The sequence below is a fragment of the Cognataquiflexum nitidum genome (genome assembly GCF_022538055.1).
In the GTDB taxonomy this organism is placed as follows: Bacteria; Bacteroidota; Bacteroidia; order Cytophagales; family Cyclobacteriaceae; genus Cognataquiflexum; species Cognataquiflexum nitidum.
Window position 1 is genome coordinate 1 of record NZ_JAKZAM010000018.1, and the last position, 18,961, is coordinate 18,961.

General features: G+C 42.1%; 14 protein-coding genes. 6 read left to right on the forward strand and 8 right to left on the reverse strand.

Annotated features, from left to right (window positions below):
• Positions 1–50: 50 nt before the first annotated feature.
• The 7 genes from MMU07_RS12925 to MMU07_RS12955 form a co-directional block, all read right to left on the reverse strand.
• Positions 51–680, reverse strand: coding sequence for an outer membrane beta-barrel protein (locus tag MMU07_RS12925; RefSeq protein WP_241126296.1), 630 nt, complete (start codon positions 678–680; stop codon positions 51–53).
• A gap of 361 nt (positions 681–1,041) precedes the next feature.
• Positions 1,042–1,959, reverse strand: coding sequence for a DUF4249 domain-containing protein (locus tag MMU07_RS12930; RefSeq protein ID WP_241126297.1), 918 nt, complete (start codon positions 1,957–1,959; stop codon positions 1,042–1,044).
• A complete protein-coding gene (locus MMU07_RS12935) occupies positions 1,943–4,558 on the reverse strand; it encodes a TonB-dependent receptor (protein WP_241126298.1) in 2,616 nt (871 codons plus the stop codon). Before MMU07_RS12935 ends, MMU07_RS12930 begins: the two co-directional genes overlap by 17 nt.
• Complete coding sequence (locus MMU07_RS12940; RefSeq protein ID WP_241126299.1) at positions 4,552–5,520, reverse strand: FecR family protein; 969 nt, start codon at positions 5,518–5,520, stop codon at positions 4,552–4,554. The genes MMU07_RS12935 and MMU07_RS12940 overlap by 7 nt, the downstream gene beginning before the upstream one ends.
• A 52-nt stretch (positions 5,521–5,572) precedes the next feature.
• A complete protein-coding gene (locus MMU07_RS12945; protein ID WP_241126300.1) occupies positions 5,573–6,163 on the reverse strand; it encodes an RNA polymerase sigma factor in 591 nt (196 codons plus the stop codon).
• Positions 6,164–7,000: 837 nt separating this feature from the next.
• Positions 7,001–7,855: a formyltetrahydrofolate deformylase gene (purU, locus tag MMU07_RS12950; protein ID WP_241126301.1), complete on the reverse strand. Its 855-nt coding sequence runs from the start codon at positions 7,853–7,855 to the stop codon at positions 7,001–7,003.
• Positions 7,856–7,879: 24 nt separating this feature from the next.
• Positions 7,880–10,813, reverse strand: coding sequence for a DEAD/DEAH box helicase (locus tag MMU07_RS12955; protein WP_241126378.1), 2,934 nt, complete (start codon positions 10,811–10,813; stop codon positions 7,880–7,882).
• Between the two features lie 206 nt (positions 10,814–11,019).
• Here MMU07_RS12955 and MMU07_RS12960 point away from each other — a divergent pair, with 206 nt between their 5' ends.
• The 5 genes from MMU07_RS12960 (at position 11,020) to MMU07_RS12980 (ending at position 16,957) form a co-directional block, all read left to right on the forward strand.
• A complete protein-coding gene (locus MMU07_RS12960) occupies positions 11,020–11,709 on the forward strand; it encodes a hypothetical protein (RefSeq protein ID WP_241126302.1) in 690 nt (229 codons plus the stop codon).
• A gap of 56 nt (positions 11,710–11,765) precedes the next feature.
• Positions 11,766–13,238: an APC family permease gene (locus MMU07_RS12965; RefSeq protein WP_241126303.1), complete on the forward strand. Its 1,473-nt coding sequence runs from the start codon at positions 11,766–11,768 to the stop codon at positions 13,236–13,238.
• A 1-nt stretch (position 13,239) separates the two neighbouring features.
• Positions 13,240–14,703 (forward strand): aldo/keto reductase, encoded by a 1,464-nt coding sequence (locus MMU07_RS12970; RefSeq protein ID WP_241126304.1) that lies wholly within the window; start codon positions 13,240–13,242, stop codon positions 14,701–14,703.
• Between the two features lie 151 nt (positions 14,704–14,854).
• A complete protein-coding gene (locus tag MMU07_RS12975) occupies positions 14,855–16,348 on the forward strand; it encodes a S10 family peptidase (RefSeq protein WP_241126305.1) in 1,494 nt (497 codons plus the stop codon).
• 30 nt (positions 16,349–16,378) lie between these two features.
• Positions 16,379–16,957 (forward strand): O-methyltransferase, encoded by a 579-nt coding sequence (locus tag MMU07_RS12980; protein WP_241126306.1) that lies wholly within the window; start codon positions 16,379–16,381, stop codon positions 16,955–16,957.
• A 64-nt stretch (positions 16,958–17,021) separates the two neighbouring features.
• Here MMU07_RS12980 and MMU07_RS12985 read toward each other — a convergent pair whose 3' ends face one another.
• Positions 17,022–18,038, reverse strand: a complete 1,017-nt coding sequence (locus MMU07_RS12985; RefSeq protein WP_241126307.1) for an RNA ligase (ATP) — start codon at positions 18,036–18,038, stop codon at positions 17,022–17,024.
• Positions 18,039–18,337: 299 nt separating this feature from the next.
• Between MMU07_RS12985 and MMU07_RS12990 the strand changes: the two genes are divergently transcribed.
• Positions 18,338–18,940, forward strand: a complete 603-nt coding sequence (locus tag MMU07_RS12990; RefSeq protein ID WP_241126308.1) for a nitroreductase family protein — start codon at positions 18,338–18,340, stop codon at positions 18,938–18,940.
• Positions 18,941–18,961 lie beyond the last annotated feature (21 nt).

The window sequence follows — 18,961 nt, forward strand, 5'->3', positions numbered from 1 at the left end:
ACACAGGCTAAACCCAAAAGCAGTTACCAATTAAAAAACTTGAATTCCGGTTAATTAAATAGAACCTGAGTAGTTACCTTTCCGAAATTAAATCGCACTTTATAATTGACATTGATAAATAAAGGAAAATCATTGTCTGCTCCATAAGCTGAAATACTGGCTGCATTTCTAACATTCGGATTTTTTGTTTTCCACTCAGCTTCAAGTTCCATCATCAGGCCTATGCGCTGGTATTTATTGTGGAAAACAAACGAATTAGGGTTTTCAGGATCAGTGAAATTATCTTTGAAAAGAATTGATTGTCCACCCAACTGAAGGGATGGGCCGGCGGCAAAAGCCAATTTAAATCCGGAATCACGCTGGAGGATATCATATTTAAGCATGGGAGTTATAAAAATACCAGAAGATTGGTCCTTACTTTTTTGACCCGGGAAGACTTCCTTATTTTCCAGATTTCCGAGAGATTGATAAAATGAAATTCCTGCATTTAGGGAAGTTCTTTTCCCTAACCTATAATTGATCTGATTGGTCATATTCAAACCCCAAAGCATGTTGCTTCTATCAACAGAAAAGCCGCCTCCGATCGAGTATTGTATTTTCGGATTTTCTACCTGGGCTAAAGAGACTGTGGGTGCAAAACCCAAAAAGAAAAGGAGAAGAAATAATTGGTTTGTTTTCATGTTAAAAGAATTTTAAAGTTTGTATTTCAAATGTCAGAAAACTTTTTTTTTTCCGAAAAACTAGTTTTAGATTTTTTAACTAAACGTTTGTTAAATAAGTTGATTTAAAACCAATGTTACCGGGCTGTTTATGTTCTCTTCCCAAATTTTAGGGTTAGGGTTTGTTGGGTTTCTTAAGTTTACCACCAATAAGAACCTATTAAGGTGTCCCGGTTATATATTGGATCTTTAGTGCCGACCTAGGCCAAGGCAAAAAGAAATCTCTCCAATTCACATCACTCTAACCTCAGTGGGTAGTTAATCGTAAATCAAAAATCGCAAATGATTAAAGTCAGATCAATTTAATAGAAGTATTCATCCTCTATCTCAAATCCAACCATCCTGATTTTCTGGCTGTGTGGGCGGAGAAGTTACCCAAGCCACCTTGCACATTGTTAGGAATCCTAATTGAGGTAACAAACGGGTAGTCACCATAATATTTTTGCTGGATTACAGCGACATAATAGTCATAGTAGCTTTTGCTGATGGTCCGTATTTCTGCACTTAATTCATATTGAGTATCGGGTAAGAAGATAACCGATAAATATTCCAACACGATGATTCGCTTGTTGCTTTTTGATCCAAATACGTCGGGATTATACATAATCCCTGAATTTAGTCCTCCTTCGAAGGCCACGCCATTGTTATCGACATTTAACAATCCTTCGTTGTCCAACACCACCTTGACTTGTTGAACGTCATCAAATCCCTTTGTCCTGACAAAAAACAGTAAATGGAAGTAATTTTTTTCATCCAAAAGCTCTAAATCCACTTCTACAGCGATTAGGCCATTGACCCTGTCGATGGAGAGGATTCGGAATGTGGGTGCCTCTGCTGCATTCTCAGGGACCCGATCCGTGGTTTCCACAGCAGGGTATCCGGCAGCATTGACTTTAAGCGAATAGGACTTACCTGCCTCAGGCACGGACTCAAATGCAAAAAAGGCCCTGAAAGTTTCTGAAGGTTGGAACGTACCTTCTTCCAACTTTCTGTTTCCTTCCCAAAGTTCTACTCTGGCATCCGGAATATTCTGCAAGGCTGACATGGTAGTGGTAAATTGGATGTTATTGGTCACAGATATCAACAATGGTACATCAGGGCTGATATGACCATTGACTACCAATTTCTTTTGGAAATCAATAATTTCAATTGGGGAAGGAGACTGAGATAGACAGGAACTGGTCGCATAAAGCAACCCTAGGGCTGCTAAATTTCGGATGACATTAGAAGAATATTCCATAAGAAAAACCGGGGATAAGTGGAAATAAGGGATTGTCTATAAGTAGAATGGATCCATCAGATGCTGCTCCAGGATCTTGGGATAGGAAGAAGGTATTTTGACGATTGTATAGATTGTACACACTGACTGAAAAGCGGTGTCCACCCCAGGAGGTTGTTTTTTCGTAATTGGCAGAAATATCCAATCTATGATAGGGCTTGAAGCGATAAGCATTTCGGGTACTGTATTCAATGAGGTCTGCATTGGGAGTAGTCCTATCGCCTGGAATCACTACATTTTCAACAAAGGTCGATACAGGCAATGTCACCGCCCTTCCTGTCAAGTAAATCCAAGTGGCACTTAAATTCCATCGTTTACCGACTTGCTGATTGATCAAGGCTGAAAAATCATGTCTTCTGTCGAAAATGAATGGGAATGGTTCCCCATTATTGATTTCTTGGAAAATCCGATCCGATTTTGACCAAGTGTAGGATATCCAACCCTGCGTTTTCCCTACCTGCTTTTGAAGCATCATTTCCACCCCTTTGGCCAATCCATCCCCGGTGGTCACCTTTTCATTGGTGCTTCCCGTATTCATAAAAAATGTCACCCCATCTTTGAAATCCAAGAGGCCTTCCATTTTCTTATGGAAGCCTTCTACCGTAAAATCAAGCCCTCTGGAAAACGTTTTGGTATACCCCAATGACCACTGATTGGCATTTTGTGGGCCTATCTCTGGACTAGAACCTAGCCAAAGATCAGTTGGCAGCCCGATACCGCTATTGGTCAGCAGGTGGAGGTATTGGGTCATTTTTGCAAACCCTCCTTTGATGGCGTTTGATTCATTGATTGCCCATCTAAAGGAAGCCCTGGGCTGAATGGAAGGATAACTTACCCCACCCGACCAAAAATTACTGGCATGGATACCGACATTGACGCCCAACTGTCGATTGATCGTTATCTCGTCTTCCACAAAAACAAACCCTTCCCATGCATTATTCTCTTCCTTTAAGCTGGAAGAATCCTCCTCCCGTTGGTTGTTGCGGGTGATGGAGAAGTTGGACTGAAACTGATTTACAAATCGATGTCTGAGTAGAAGTCCGCCAAATTTCACAAAGTGGGTTGGATTTGGGAAATAGCTGAAATCAATTTTACCCCCAAAATCCCGGATGGAGGACTGTTGGTCAAAAAAGTCCTCACTGAAAATCCGGCCGCTGCCTGATCTGATTTCTACATTGTTATCCGAAACGGTATTCAACTGATACCTGCTTGTAAAAAGATTGACATTGGAAAAAAGGGTTGGTTGAAAGACATGGTTCCATCGTAAAGAGGCCACCTGATTACCCCATCCAAGTTTGACATCTTGTTCACTTTCTACCCTTGAGTTTCCGAAGGAGCTTGTCCTTTTTGTATTGTCCCTGTAGCGGTCATTTCCCTGATAAATGCTCAGGTAGATTCGGTCCTTGGCAGAAATGGTATAGTTGACCTTGGCATTGATATCGTAGAAGGAATAATTACTTTGGCCTCCGCTAGCACCATTTCCGATTTTTTGCCTTCTGGTAATAGGAACCAAAATGGGATCCAAAAAGCTTCTCCGGGCCGAAACCATAAAGGTCATTTTCTCCCCCGCCATCGGCCCTTCCAAAATGAACTTCGAGGCAAAAGTGCTGAGTCCGACATTTCCCGAAATCCTTTCCTTACTGCCTTCTTTCATGCTGATGTCCAAGACTGAGGAAAGCCTTCCTCCATATCGGGCCGGAAAAGCTCCTTTGGTCAAATCCATGTTTTGGATCGCATCGGCATTGAAGACCGAGAGAAAACCAAAAAGATGGGAGACATTGTACATGGGCACGCCGTCCAAGAGGATCAGATTTTGATCCTGAGAACCTCCACGTACATTGAATCCCGAAGTGCCCTCGGTACCAAACTGTACGCCTGGAAGCAGTTGAAGAATCCGTAGCGGGTCGACCTCTCCGCCGATTGCAGGCAGCTTTCGGACCAAGGCCATATTTACCTTGAAGGTGCTCATCTGAATTTCCTCCACCTTGTCTTCCACCGAGACTACAGAAACCTCGTCCAATAGCACATTGGCAATTTGAAGCTGGAAATTCCGTGCGATGTCCTGGAATAAAGCAACCTCTTCGGTCAGGGTCTGAAAACCCATATAAGAAATCTTTACCTTGTAGTTGCCCTGTGGAATGGATAATGCGAAGTACCCATATTCATTGGTGGTAATTCCAATTCCTGTACCCAAGACCTGAATGTTGGCACCGATGAGCTTTTCTCCATCACCCTGATTGGTCACATAGCCGCTAAGGATTCTTCGTGCGGAAGCGGCAGGTGACAATAAGATCAGATTCCCCTGAATCTTATACTCCAATTGTAGGGTAGCTGTCCAAAAATCAAGGATTTCTTCAAGTTTAGCTTCCTCAAAATTTAATTCCACAACCTTTCCTTTTGGGAGGATTTGGCTTTGGTAGACAAACCGAAAAGGAGTCTGCTGCTCGATACTTTCGATGAGTTGCTCGGAGGAATAGGTTCCATTCAAACTTATCCGTTCCTGCGCTTTGGCCCAAAAAGACAAAAAACAGAGGAGAAAAATCAAGAATAACTTTACCATGAGCCACCTCCCGTTTCACAATTTCCACCTTGCATGACCACACCTGATTGGGAGGATTGCTGCAGTTCGCTTCCGAAGGTCATGGCAACAGCCTGCACCATCTCATCGGGAGTCAATCCTTCAAACTTGGCCGTGAGTCCACAGCCCATCAAAGAAGTAGCCGAGACCTTTACCTCAATGCCAAAATTATATGCCATGTCGGCGACAAACTGAGACAAAGGCGCATTGTCATACTTCAGTTCTCCTGTCCACCAAGCAAGGTCATTGGCGCTTTTTTCCTTTTCTATGAACTGATCGCCCAAAATGGTCAGTGACATGTCCTTTGTCAGTATCCTGCTTTGACCTGAAGGGAGACCAAATTCAACTTTCCCGGAGAAAACAGAAACGGTGGCTTCTTCCGTCTGAGGCGTTTGGACCAAAAAGGATGTCCCCAAAACCTTAACAAAATGGGATTCGGTTTGGACCAAAAATGGTTTTTCCTCATTTCTTTTTACTTCAAAAAATGCGTCGCCTTGCAAAACGACCGTTCGCTCATCCACCAAATAGGTATTGGAAACTTTCAATTCGGCCCCCTCTTTCAATACCACGCGGGAACTATCGGACAGCCAAATTTCCAAAGGCCCGTTGTTCGCGATGTAATGTTCCTGCTTGGATGAAGTCGAAAGCCAAATGGATACAGAAATCGTCAGGAAGATGGCAGCGGCAGCAGCATATTTGAAAAAGGCAGGAATAGCAAAAGTCTTCTTTTCCCCGATTTCAGCTTCAATTCCTGACCAAATCCTTTCCCGGTCAGGTAGAGGCATCCTGGAAGCCAACTTTGCCGAATTTTGCCAAAGCAGTTGGTAGCTCTCCCATTTTTGGATATTCTCGGGACTTTTGTCAAGCCATTCATTCAAATCCTGAATATCATCCTGACTCGGTCTTTCGAGCCATCTTGCTAGCTGTTCGTCTGTAGGTTCCATTAGTTGCTTCTTTCCCTATAAGTCGAGAAGTGGCTTCAAAACCCCCATCCTGCTAATGAAAAATTTGCAGCAATCCGAAAAATAGTTGTGGAAGGAGGTTTTTTCTTAAAATTTTGAGGGCTTTACCGATTTGGTTTTCTACCGTTTTTGGACTGATATCCAGAGTTTTGGCGATCTCGGCATGGCTCATTTGCTCATAGCGGCTGAGCTTGAAGATCACCTGACACCGATCGGGGAGTGCTGCAATTTCTTTATCAAGCAGCTGTAATATGATGTCTTCATCTTTGGGATCTTCGACTTCGGCAATGATTCCCTCAGCATCAAGGTCTTCTGTAAATTTCAGGATATCCTTTCTTTTTCTTCGGTAGTCTATGGCTTTGAAGGTGGCGGATTTCAGTAGGTAACTGTTCCAATTTGCAATGGCGGGCAATTCAAATCTCCTTTGCCAAAGGCTCACAAAGATGTCCTGACACAGTTCTTCAGAAAGCTGAGAATTTCCCAAAAGGGAATATAATCTCCGATATACAAGAGAATAATGGCTGTCGAAAAAATCCCTGAAGGACTTTTCTTTCCCAAAGTCAGGGTTTTTTACTTTTTTGTCAAAAAAGGCCATGTCAAGGTAGATATCTGACAAAACAGACACCTTTCCAACAAGGATTTATTTAAAATGTTTGGATATTTTCCTTTCAAGGTGGTATTCGATGGTTTTAAAAAACTTTTCCAAAGTTCAAAACTTTGGAAAAGGTCTCGTGTCCATTGGAAAAGGTCTTGTGTCCATTGGAAAAGGTCTTTTGTTCAAATGCCAATATTCTTTTGGGGTTATTTAAGAATTTAAAATCTTTTCCAAAGTTCAAAAACTTTGGAAAAGGTCTGCTTTCAAAAATAATAGAGAAATCATCTTTTACCGGGGCACCAATATGTTCTTTTCTTAAGGGGTATTTGATGGTTTTAAAAAACTTTTCCAAAGTTCAAAAACTTTTCCAAAGTTCAAAAACTTTTCCAAAGTTCAAAAACTTTGGAAAAGGTCTGCTTATCAATAAAATATAATCGTCTTGTTTCGGTACGCCAAAACTTTCCTTTCCAGGTGGTATCCAATAGATTTAAAAACTTTTCCAAAGTTCAAAAACTTTGGAAAAGGTCTACTTATCAATAAAATATAATCGTCTTGTTTCGGTACGCCAAAACTTTCCTTTCCAAGTGGTATCCAATAGATTTAAAAACTTTTCCAAAGTTCAAAAACTTTGGAAAAGGTCTGCTTTCAAAAATAATAGAGAAATCATCTTTTACCGGGGCACCAATATGTTCTTTTCTTAAGGGGTATTTGATGGTTTTAAAAAACTTTTCCAAAGTTCAAAAACTTTGGAAAAGGTCTCGTGTCCATTGGAAAAGGTCTTGTGTCCAAATGCCAATATTCTTTTGGGGTTATTTAAGAATTTAAAAACTTTTCCAAAGTTCAAAAACTTTGGAAAAGGTCTGCTTATCAATAAAATATAATCGTCTTGTTTCGGTAAGCCAAAACTTTCCTTTCCAGGTGGTATTTGATGGCTTTGGAAAGAACCACTTTTTCTACATCCTGACCGATCTGCACCAAGTCAGCCGGGGAGTTATGGTGACGTACACGGGCTACCTCCTGTTCGATTATCGGACCTGCATCCAATTCTTCGGTGACATAGTGTGCTGTGGCCCCAATGATTTTGACCCCACGCTCGTAGGCCGCATGGTAAGGCTTAGCACCGACAAAAGCCGGCAAGAATGAATGGTGGATATTGATGATTTTGTTGGGGTAATTTCGGATAAAATCCTCGCTTAAGATCTGCATGTACCGGGCCAAAACCACAAAATCAGTTCGGTATTGATTCAGCAATTCCAACTGCTTTTCTTCCACATCCATCCTGTTTGCCTTGTCTACTGCAAAATAATGGAAAGGAATGCCAAAAGCTTCCACCACCTTTTTGTGGTCAGCGTGGTTGGATATCACTACTGGTATTTCTACATCAAACTGGCCTGAATAATGCCTACTCAAAATATCTATCAAACAATGAGAAAGCTTGGATACAAAAACTGCCATCCTTGGCTTTCGGTAGTTGAAAAACAACTCAAATTCCATATCGAATTTCTTCCCGACTTTGGCTTCAAAAATCGGTTCGATTTCTTCTCTTTTCAGTCCAAAGGTTTCCAATTCCCAGGATACCCTCATAAAAAACATCCCGACTTCACCGTCCACATGTTGGTCTATCTCAAGGATATTTCCCTGATAGGAGTATAAAAATTCAGAAACGCTTGCTACGATGCCTTTCTGATCTTTGCATTGAATTATCAAAATTGCTTTTTTCATTTTTTTGCGAGTGTGTGTGGTTTATCAATCTAATAATGCCTCAACATCTTCTTTGCTAAGGCTCTTTATAAAGCTTTCTTCTGTACTGATCAGTTCTCCTGCGAGTGCCATCTTTCTTTCCTGCAAGGCCATTATTTTTTCTTCAACCGTATTTCGGCTAATAAATTTATAAATGATGACTTTGTTTTCCTGACCGATTCGGTGGGCCCTGTCTATGGCTTGGGCTTCCACAGCAGGATTCCACCAAGGATCCAGCAAAAATACATATTCTGCCTTGGTCAGGTTCAAGCCTACACCTCCCGCTTTTAGCGAGATCAGGAAAATTTTCACCTCATCATTTTGCTGGAAAGACTCCACTTGCGCTTGCCTGTCTTTGGTAGTACCATCTAGGTAGGCGTATTTGATGTTCTCTTTTTCAAGGTATTCTCTGATGATAGCAAGATGTCTAACAAACTGACTGAATACCAATACTTTATGTCCTTCACTGACCGTTGATTCGATCATGTGCGTTACATCTTCCATTTTTCCCGAATCTCCGGTATAGTCTTTGTCCGTCAAGCGCGGATGGTTTGCCAATTGCCTCAGTTGGGTCAATCCCCTCAACAAAGCAAATTGCTGGTTTTTCATTCCAGGAACCGACATTTCTTTGACGATCTTTTCCCTATAGTAGCTTTTCACTTGCTCATAAGCCTTTTCCTGTTCTGGGGTCATCGTCGAATATTTCACATTGATAACTTTCTCAGGCAGGTCAGTCGCTACTTGGCTTTTTAACCTTCGGAGGATAAAGGGTTTGATCATGGCATGCAGTTTGGCGGCTTTATCTTGGTCATTCTTTTTTTCAATCGGCAATAAAAACTGTTTTTTGAACATATTTTGATTACCCAAAAGTCCTCTGTTGATAAAGTTCATTTGTGACCAAAGGTCCATGGTTCCATTCTCTACGGGAGTGCCGGTTAGAATCAACCTCTGCCTACAGGTCAGCTCATTTACTGCTTTGGCGATGATGCTGCTTGGGTTTTTGATGGCTTGGGATTCATCCAAGATGACGTAGTTGAAATAGAATCCTTTCAACATATCTATATCCATTCTTGTAATCCCATAGGAAGTGAGCACCAAGTCATATTTTACAAAGCGGCTGGTGTCTTTGATTCTTTGGCTACCCGTATAGGTAAGGATTTTCAGCTTTGAGGTAAACTTCCTTGCTTCCAACTCCCAGTTGTAAATCAAGGAAGTCGGCATCACCAGCAAAGAAGTGGCTTCCGGATTTTGCTCTTTTTCATGCGCCAAAAGCGCCAGTGTTTGTACGGTTTTTCCTAAACCCATGTCATCGGCCAAGCAACCCCCAAACCGAAACTCGTTCAGAAAACGCATCCAATTATATCCTGCTTTTTGGTACGGTCTGAGAATCCCTTTGAAAGTCACGGGCAAATCATAATCCTCTATTTGGTTGAAATTTCGTAGCTTTTCAAGTTTTTGACTTAGTTTAAGTTGGAGAAGATTCCCCGTTTGAAGCTCTTGGGCTAAGGCAATATGGTGTTTTTTGAGTACTAGAGATTGCTGGGATGAATCATGCTCATGCTCCTCCATGAATGCAAACATCTCGGAATAATTGACAAACCATGAATTGGGAATGACCGCTATTTCTCCATTTGGCAATTCAAATTCTGTTTTACCCTGAAGCAAAAGTCTCCTAAGCTTATTGAAAGGGATTTCAAAGGAACCAAATCTTATCACTGCATGGACATCAAACCAATCAATGTTTTCTTTGACTTCCACAGAAATATTGGCATGCCCTATAAAATATCTTTTCCCTTTTTGGGTAGGGGCCTGCTGGATACGAATCCCCATTTCCTCCAAGTTGTCTTTATAGGCGTTGATCCATCCAAATGCCTTGGACTTGCAGGTAGAATACCTCGCATGCTTGACAGGGAGGCCAAGGTCTTTGAGGTAATCTCCATATGATTTTTCTTTCTCAAGGTCTCTAATTACTTTGTGAAAAATATAATTGTCTCCAATATGTTCAAGCTCTACATTATTAGATGCTTTTTCTTCAGATCGGAAAGCATAGTCACCGTATTGGAACTGTAGGTCAAAAACGATTTTTTCTTCCTCTTCTTCTTCCAACTTGTTTCCAAAAAGATCAATCTTCGGATTTGAAGGCAGGTCACTCAAACTCAAAACAGCTTTTGGCATTGACTTTTCCACTTTGATATCAAAGCCTTTGGCATACACATCAAAGGAAGCGACAAGTTGGGTTACAAATTTTTTGTAGTACTGGTCTTCGACCTTTCTGGGGATTACGATGAACTTTTTGTTGAGAAAAGGTTGGAGTTTTTTACCATCCACCCCTTTTTTAAAACTGTATAAATTGTAGTCAACCACCAACCAAGCAGGTTCGTGGCAGATGAGGTAGGCATTACGGTATTGCCATTCTAGAGGGGCATCCCGGTATTTGATGGTAGGGAAATAGTGTGTATTGTCCTCATTTCTCCTAAAATGAAAAAGTACTGCAGCCTTTTCCGGCATGATATTGATTTCTCTCCAGATTGGATTACCATCATTTCCCATCTCAAAAAAACGCTTCCCTTTCAGGTTTTCCAGAACTTTGGCCCTCAAACCTTCAAGCTTGTGTTCAATTATTTCCTGAACGACCTTATTTTCTGTCTTTGGGTCATAGATTTTCCTCAGGTATTCTTTCGGTTTAAGTTTCTTGGTGTCGAATTTTTTGACAATGGCTTCTTGCTGCATGTCATCCATCCACTTGATCAACTTAAAGTCTGTCTCATTAAGGCCTGAAGAAAACTCAATTGCGTTAACATGCGAAATATTCTGGTGGGCAAACGAAAGCCTTCCCTTTTCATCCAGTTGAACCACAAAGGATTCGAATAACAGTCCAAGGAACTCGTGACTGAATAAGGAATATATGATTTGAAAAGGTTTATCCGGGGATACTTTCATAGGTTCAAAATCAATCAACGGAACAAATCCGTCAACCAAGACAGTTTTTTGCAATAAAACTAGCACGAAAAATACAGAATAATTTTCAGTATAAAAATAATTAGAGTTAAGATTTGGGTATTGATATGGATACAGTTTGGATATCTGATTAATAGTTAAAATATTAGCTTTCAACTTCAGTGTTTTTCAAAAATTAAAAAAGCCACATGAAACAGTACCTTGAAATATTTACCCTGAGTCATGTATTTTTTGGATCAATTGCTTTGCTTTCAGGAGTCTTGGCCATCATATTCCAAAAAGGTGGTAAACTCCATAATGGTTCAGGCAAAGTTTACTATTGGTCGATGGTTGGGATCGGGATAACCGCTTTTGGGATAGCCATCCCCAAAGGAAACTTATTTTTGTTGATGGTAGGCGGGTTTAGTACCTACATGACGCTTACAGGGTACCGTTTTTTGCAGTTTTGGAGAAATTCCAAATTGACTTTCGGGTCTATGGATTACCTTTTTATCATCCTGGGATTTATCACAGTGCTGATTCCCACAGGCTATTTAATCCGTCTTGGTTGGGGAAATATCGGAGGTATTCTACCTGTATTTTTGATTTTCAGTGCGATCCTGATTTCCATGCTGATTACAGACCTGAACCACTCCAAGAAACTGTCAACCTATCCCAAAGGATGGTTTCTCAGCAGACATATCAGCAGGATGGTAGGAGCCTTCATCGCGACAGTGACAGCATTTTTGGTTCAAAACTGGCAAACAGACCCAATCTTTATTGCATGGTTATTGCCCACTGTGATTTTTGTGCCCTTGATCATCTACTTTACAAAAAAATTCAAAGTCACCACAAAGCAATTAAAACCGTATATGCCCTCCCAAAATTCCGGATTTTGAAATGCGGGAAATATATTGAAATTTGGTCCGATGGGTAAATCTCAAAGTATTTTGTTATGACAAGACCAACACTTAGCAGGCAGCTTGGGTTGATGGGCTTAGTGGCTACAGGAGTATGTTCGATGCTCGGCGCCTCTATCAATGTGGTACCTTTTATGATTCAGCGGCATGTTCCGGGTATCGGGCCTTATGTATTGCCTGCCTTTATTTTCGCTGCGATTCCCGCACTTTTGGCTGCCTTTGCCTACAGCCTTCTTGCTACAGCCATGCCAAGGGCAGGGGGAAGTTATGTCTATGCCAGCCGGGGTCTTAATCCTTATTTAGGTTTTGTAGCGAGCTTTTCTCAATGGTTTGGACTGTCTATAGTCATCGGTGTGGTGGCTTATGTGACAGTTCCTTTCTTGAGGGATATCGCTACAGCATTGGAATGGACTTCATTGGCAGCACTATTGGAAACCGGACTTATCAGGGTGAACTTAGCTTTGGTTTTGGTATGGATCTTTGTTTGGGTCAATATCCGAGGTGCAAGTCTGTACGAAAAGACCGTTATTCCTTTGATGATCCTGATGTTTATCATGGGCGGAGTAGTAATCGCAGCTGGTCTTTCATTTACACAAATAGATTTTGCACAATCCATATTGGAGAATGAAGGAAGGGTAATTTCACCTTCAATGGGAACAGAATTCCATTTACCAACTTTCCTTTCTGCAGGGGCTTTGCTGTTTGCAAGTTTTATTGGATTTGACAGCATTGCACAGGCGGGAGGAGAGGCCAAGAATCCCACCAAAAGACTCCCATTGGCGATTGCACTGACCATTGTCATTGTAGGCGGTTATTATATTTTATTTACAAGGGCAGTCTATCATGCAGTCCCTTGGTCTTTTGTAGCTGAAGAAGCTTTGCAAAAAGACATCACAGCACCGGGTTTGATGGGCTACTTGCTTCCATCAGGTTTGACAGTGGTGATTGTCGCAGGAGCGGCGATCGCTTTGATCAATGACCTTCCTGCTATGCTTCTTTCCGTTTCTAGGCTGATGTTTGCTTGGGCAGAGGATGGTATTTTTCCCAAATATTTCACTAAAATCCACCCGCATTTCCACACCCCATATGCCGCAGTCATCCTCAGCGGGGTCATGGCAAGTATTGGGATATTGGGAAGTCATTTTGCTGGAGATTTCTTTTTGGGCATTGATATCATGGTGACCTCCATGATGGTAAATTTTCTGTTGATGTGTGTGACTTTATTGACTATTGACAAAGTAAATCCCTCATTGGCATCAGATATCAAAATCATAAAGAATAAAAAAACCAGGATGGCATTGGGTTGGGCGGGGACATCAGTTCTGCTCTTTTTCTTGTCGATCCACACTTGGAAGGACCTCAACACCAACGTAGAAGCCTGGTATTTTCATTCGACTCTTATTTGGTTGATTGTCATGGGTATGGCTTCCCTTATATTCTTTTTTAAATTTAATCAATTGAAAAACAAAGGGATAGACACCAAATCTTTATTTGAAAAATTGCCCTAATATGAACAAAATGAATGATTTATACACCGAATTGGCTCCTGATCTGCGGATTTCCAAAGTGCTGACAGGGCTTTGGCAGATCGCCGATATGGAAAAGGACGGCACTGTCCTTGACCCGAATGTCACGTCCCTTGCCATGGCGCCTTATATGGAAGTTGGGCTGACTACTTTTGATATGGCCGACCATTATGGCTCGGCTGAAATTATAGCAGGAACTTTCAAAAACACGCATCCTCTCGGCAAAAAAGCCCTGCTATTGACAAAGTGGGTTCCAAAACCGGGTAAATCAAGCTTGCAAGAAACACGTGCTGCCATCCGGATTTCTCTTGACCGACTTCAGACCAAGCAGATTGATCTTATGCAGTTCCATGCCTGGAGTTACCCTGACCCGACCTGGCTGGACCAACTGTTTTGGCTGAATGAATTGAAGGAGGAGGGATTGATCAAGCATATCGGCTTGACCAATTTTGATTCGGCACACTTGAGGATAGCTTGCGCATCGGGGATCCCGATTGTATCCAACCAGATTTGTCACTCCCTGATCGACCAAAGGGCTTCGGGAGAAATGGCAAAAGTCTGTCAGGAATATGGCGTGAAAATCCTGGCCTTTGGAACCTTGGCAGGTGGATTTCTTTCAGAAAAATGGTTGGGAAAAACAGAACCACTTTTGGAAAACGAAGCGACCTGGTCTCAGATGAAGTACAAGAGATTCATTGATGCGGCAGGAGGTTGGGCAAAATTCCAAAATCTCCTGGAGTCCGTATCCAGAATAGCTGAAAAACACCAAGTTTCGATTGCCAATGTAGCCACCAAATTCATCCTCGAGCAACCTCAGGTAGGTGGAGTCATCATCGGTGCCAGATTGGGACAAAGTGCCCATGTGGAGGAAACGATGAAACTATTTTCCTTTTCGCTATCGGAAAACGACAAAACCACTATTCGAGAGGCACAATCGATGTTGACTCAGATCCCCGGTGATTGTGGAGACGAATATAGAAAACCTCCTTTTCTCACTGCTTCCGGTGACCTCAGCCACCATCTTGATTCTTTTCCCAAACCTTATGAAGTTCATCCCGGTGCCAACGGCAGTCTACAGGTATTCAGCGGAACAGTATGGGAAGGCATGGCCGGATATAGCCGTGCGACGAGACGGGGCAACAGGATTTCTGTTTCCGGCACCACTGCCACCCATGGGCATCGCATGATTGGCGGAAATGATGCAGGAGCCCAGGCGCATTTTGTATTGGACAAAATCGAAGCGGCAATCACTTCGCTTGGTGGAAAAATGGAAGATGTGATCCGCACCAGGATTTTTGTGAACAATATCAATGATTGGGAAGCTGTGGCTAGGGCCCACGGACAGCGGTTTGCAGACATCCAACCTGCCAATACTTTGGTGGAAGCAAAATTGGTCGGAGAAGGATATTTGGTGGAGATTGAGGCGGAAGCGGAGGTTGGTAATTAAAAGGTTAAAAAGTTTTGAAAGTTTGAAGGTTGAGTCCTGTTATCCTGCTTCTCCAGAAGCAGGATAAAACTGTATATTGAAATGCCGTTATATAATGTCTTTGAAACACAATCCCTTGATTTAAATTCTTATATCTTAAAAAAAAGTATCCATGAAAAAATTACTCTTTCCTCTACTATTTTTCAATTTTTCAATAGGCTTTTCCCAAGAAGCCGAAAAAACTGTACCCATCCCCGATCCAATGGCCTTTGAAACATCGCATCAAGGGACTTTTCATGGGAAAGCTATCAGCTACAAGGCCATCTCGGGGGAGACATTTCTGAAGAATGCCGAAGGTGAATCGGTTGCCGCACTTTGGTCCACATCTTACATCAAATCTGAACCTGACCCAAGCAAACGTCCGGTTACCTTTATCTTCAACGGAGGCCCGGGTTCAGCATCTGTTTGGCTCCACATGGGTGTTTTTGGACCCAAAATAGTCAAAGTAGATTCAGAGGCAAAAACTGATGATGGGGCAGCCCCATTCAATATGGTCAACAATGATTTGGCTTTGTTGGACATCTCAGACATGGTGTTTATCGATCCGGTGGGAACAGGCTTCAGCAAGGTGATTGGTAAAGGTAAGGTAGAAGATTTTTGGGGTTTGACGGAAGACGCCAAGTCTATTGCGCAATTTATCCGACTATGGATCACAAAGCATCAAAGGTGGCAATCTCCAAAATACATTGCAGGGGAAAGCTATGGTACCACCCGCGCTGCTGCAGTCACAGCAGCTTTGGAAAGAGGAGGACAGACTATGGCCTTGAATGGTTTGATTCTGATTTCACAGGCATTGGATTATCAGGGTTCGACTTCAGTTCATGACAATATCGCATCCTATTTCACCTATTTTCCCACCATGGCTGCCACTGCTTGGTACCATGGTAAAGCTGGTCAAGGTAAAAAACTGGAAGATTTTGTAACGGAAGCACGGGCATTTGCCTATAATGAATATTTGCCGGCATTGTACAAAGGGAACCAATCTACATTCGAGGAAAAAGAAAAAATTGCTCAAAGAATATCCTACTTTTTGGGACTGGAAAAGGAATATGTCCTTCTTTCCGACAACAGAATCCTTACAGATAGATTCAAGAAGGAATTGCTCCGCAAGGAAGGAAAAACCATCGGTACGCTTGATGGAAGGTATCTCGGAGAAGAAGGCGACCAAACTGCAGCCTCCCCGACCTTGGGCGATCCTTCGAGCTATGGAATTGATGCGGCTTACACTGCTGCCCTGCAGGATTATTTCGCCAAGACATTACAAATCAAAGTGGACCGGCCTTACCTGACCTCCAACGGCAGTATTGGTGGCAAATGGAATTGGAGGCCTGTTCCTGAGGGTTCTTATTGGGAACCTTCTTATGTCAATGTCGCCAGGAGTCTCGGCGAATCCATGCGCCGCAACAAAGACTTGAAAGTCATGGTGGCCAATGGTTATTATGACCTGATCACACCATTTTTGGATGCAGAATACACTTTTGCCAGGCATGATATCCCGATGGAAAGGGTACAAATGTTTTATTACGAAGGAGGCCATATGGTGTACAACCACCGGCCGGATTTTGAAAAATTGGTGAAGGATATCCGGGAATTTATGGGGAAATAATAGAAAGGAATTAAAAAAATTAATACCAAAATGACTGACCACAACATCCAAAACATCCCTGAGGCTTATTTTGCGATTGATCTGGCTACCAAAGAACTTGGCTTCACGATGCCATCAGACTTGCTGACTTGTTCGCTGCTGAGAACGTTGTCAGCGTCTAAACCATCAGGAAAATTTCTTGAACTCGGAACGGGAACAGGACTTTCCACTTCCTGGATCTTGGATGGTATGGATCAAAAAAGCACTTTGATTTCTGTTGACAATGATGAAGCAGTATTGAATATTGCAAAAACGCATGTTGGAAAAGATTCCCGACTATCCCTTGTTCTTAGCGATGGGGAGGATTGGGTTCTTGGCAATTTAGAAATGCGCTTTGATTACATTTTTGCAGATACCTGGCATGGTAAATACCTGCTTTTGGAAGAAGTTTTGAATATGCTCAATCCCGGAGGTTTATATCTCGTGGATGATATGTTGCCTCAACCAAACTGGCCTGAAGGCCATGCAGAAAAAGCCGACAACTTTTTCAAGAAATTGGAAGAAAGAGCTGACCTGACATTCTCCCAACTTAATTGGGCCACCGGGATAATTATTGCGGTTAAGAAGTGATCGTGAAATACAATGATCCAATTGGAATTTTCTTTCTGTATTGATAGAATTGGCTTGTACCCACTCATTCCCCATACTTGAGTAAAAATTCCGGATTTATAGCTTTGAAACTCACACGGCCTGTGTTGAAACTTTCAATAGACAATAGCAAATCAAACTTTTCAAGATGAGGTCGGATGACGATGCCTTCTGCCCATACATCTTTGCAGATCATACTTTTCACAGTGGCTTTTTTGACGATGGCCTCAATGTCGTTCTCTAATTTATAATCAGTTTCCATGATTGGAACAATGGGCAAATCCAGTTTTTCCATCAATTCAATTAGCCCCCGGTAGGGTAGGTATTCAAACTTGTCGATATCAAATGCATTGAAAATTCGGACCGTCTGCCCCCTTAGTCTGAGTCTGTTGTCCTGAATACCTTCGCCTATCAGTTCACCCTGAATGGCGATGTTTTTATGGATGCTTCTTAATTTATTCTCGATATCCAATTCCCTTGCCACCTTCCAAAAGCTGTTTTCTTCATCCTCATACAGTTCCATGTTTCTGCTGCAAACGCCGAATTCATTGTCTTTGATAAAATAAGTAGCCGAACTTCCATCAAGTTTTTCGCTGATGTAGCAAGATACCCCTTGGTATTTATCCAGGACTTTTTGCAGAACCTGAACCCTGGTTTCGTCAGTTTTTGGGATAAAAGAAGGAAATTTACCTTTTACTTTCCCGCTCAGATAGGCAGGAATCGGAGGCTCATATTTTGTAATTTCAAGGATTTCGGTTACGTCCAAGTCCTCCTGCGGTTCGATGTGGTCAGGCAAAATAGTAAGTGGAAGGCAAATTCCTTGGGAAACCTGCCCCCGCAATCTGATAGTCCTGATACGCATGCCTCTTGGTTTCAAAAATTCAAATTCAGGTCTATCGGGCAAGAGGCTGTCTATTTCACAATAAACTGCTAAATCCCCAACTTGGAACTCCCCTTTTTTGACCACTAATTGCCAGCCTAAAACTGTAGCCTTATCAATCGAATCCGCACCTTCTATAGGTTCCAAGGCTTTAATTCGTTGGATACTTGCAAGTTTTCTCATTTCAAAATCGTTCTCGTGATGCAATATTTCATTATATGTAAGTACACAATGATACCCGTAGATAGGAAATCTATTATAATTCTTGTCTGAGGACTTAATTGACCGTACATCGGTCTCCCGACTTCGTCCCGAGCTATCGGGATCCCTCTCCAATGAGTAAGAATAGGTTTACTCGCAAAGGAACACACTTCCATTTTTCATTATTACCCAAGGTTTAAATCACAATTTAGCAAAAAAGGAAACCATTTTTCTTTATTTAGCATTTACAAACCTGACAGTATCAATCAAAAATAACCTTTATGGAAAAGCCGGATTTCAATATCACCGAAGTCAATAAAATAATCCGTGGACGTAGGTCCATGTTTTTTGCCCAATTCAAAGAAAATGACCCTGTGGATGACGCAGTCATCGAGGAGATTTTGGAAAATGCCACTTGGGCGCCAACCCACAAATTGACAGAACCTTGGAGTTTCATTGTATTTGCAGGAGAGGGAAGACAAAAATTTGCTGACTATCAGTCTGAGTTATACAAAGAAAGAACAACCAAAAATGGGACTTTCAACGAAGCTGCCTACATGAGGTTCAAAGAAAACCCATTGAAAGCTTCCCATATCATCGCCATCAAAATGAAACATGATCCCAAAGCAGGTCTTCCTGTGATGGAGGAAATAGCAGCAGTAGCCATGGCGGTTCAGAACATGTACCTTTCGGCCTCTGCCCATGGTTTGGCAGCGTTTTGGGGGACAGGGGGGCCAACGTTTTGGCCGGAGGCTAAGCCTTGGTTTGGCTTGGAAGAAGAGGACATGCTGATGGGATTTTTCTACATTGCTAAGCCTGCCACCGAAAACTGGCCGATCGGAAAAAGAAAACCTGCGGCAGAAAAAACTGATTGGGTAAGGTAAACAAAAAAAAGTAAGATGTAA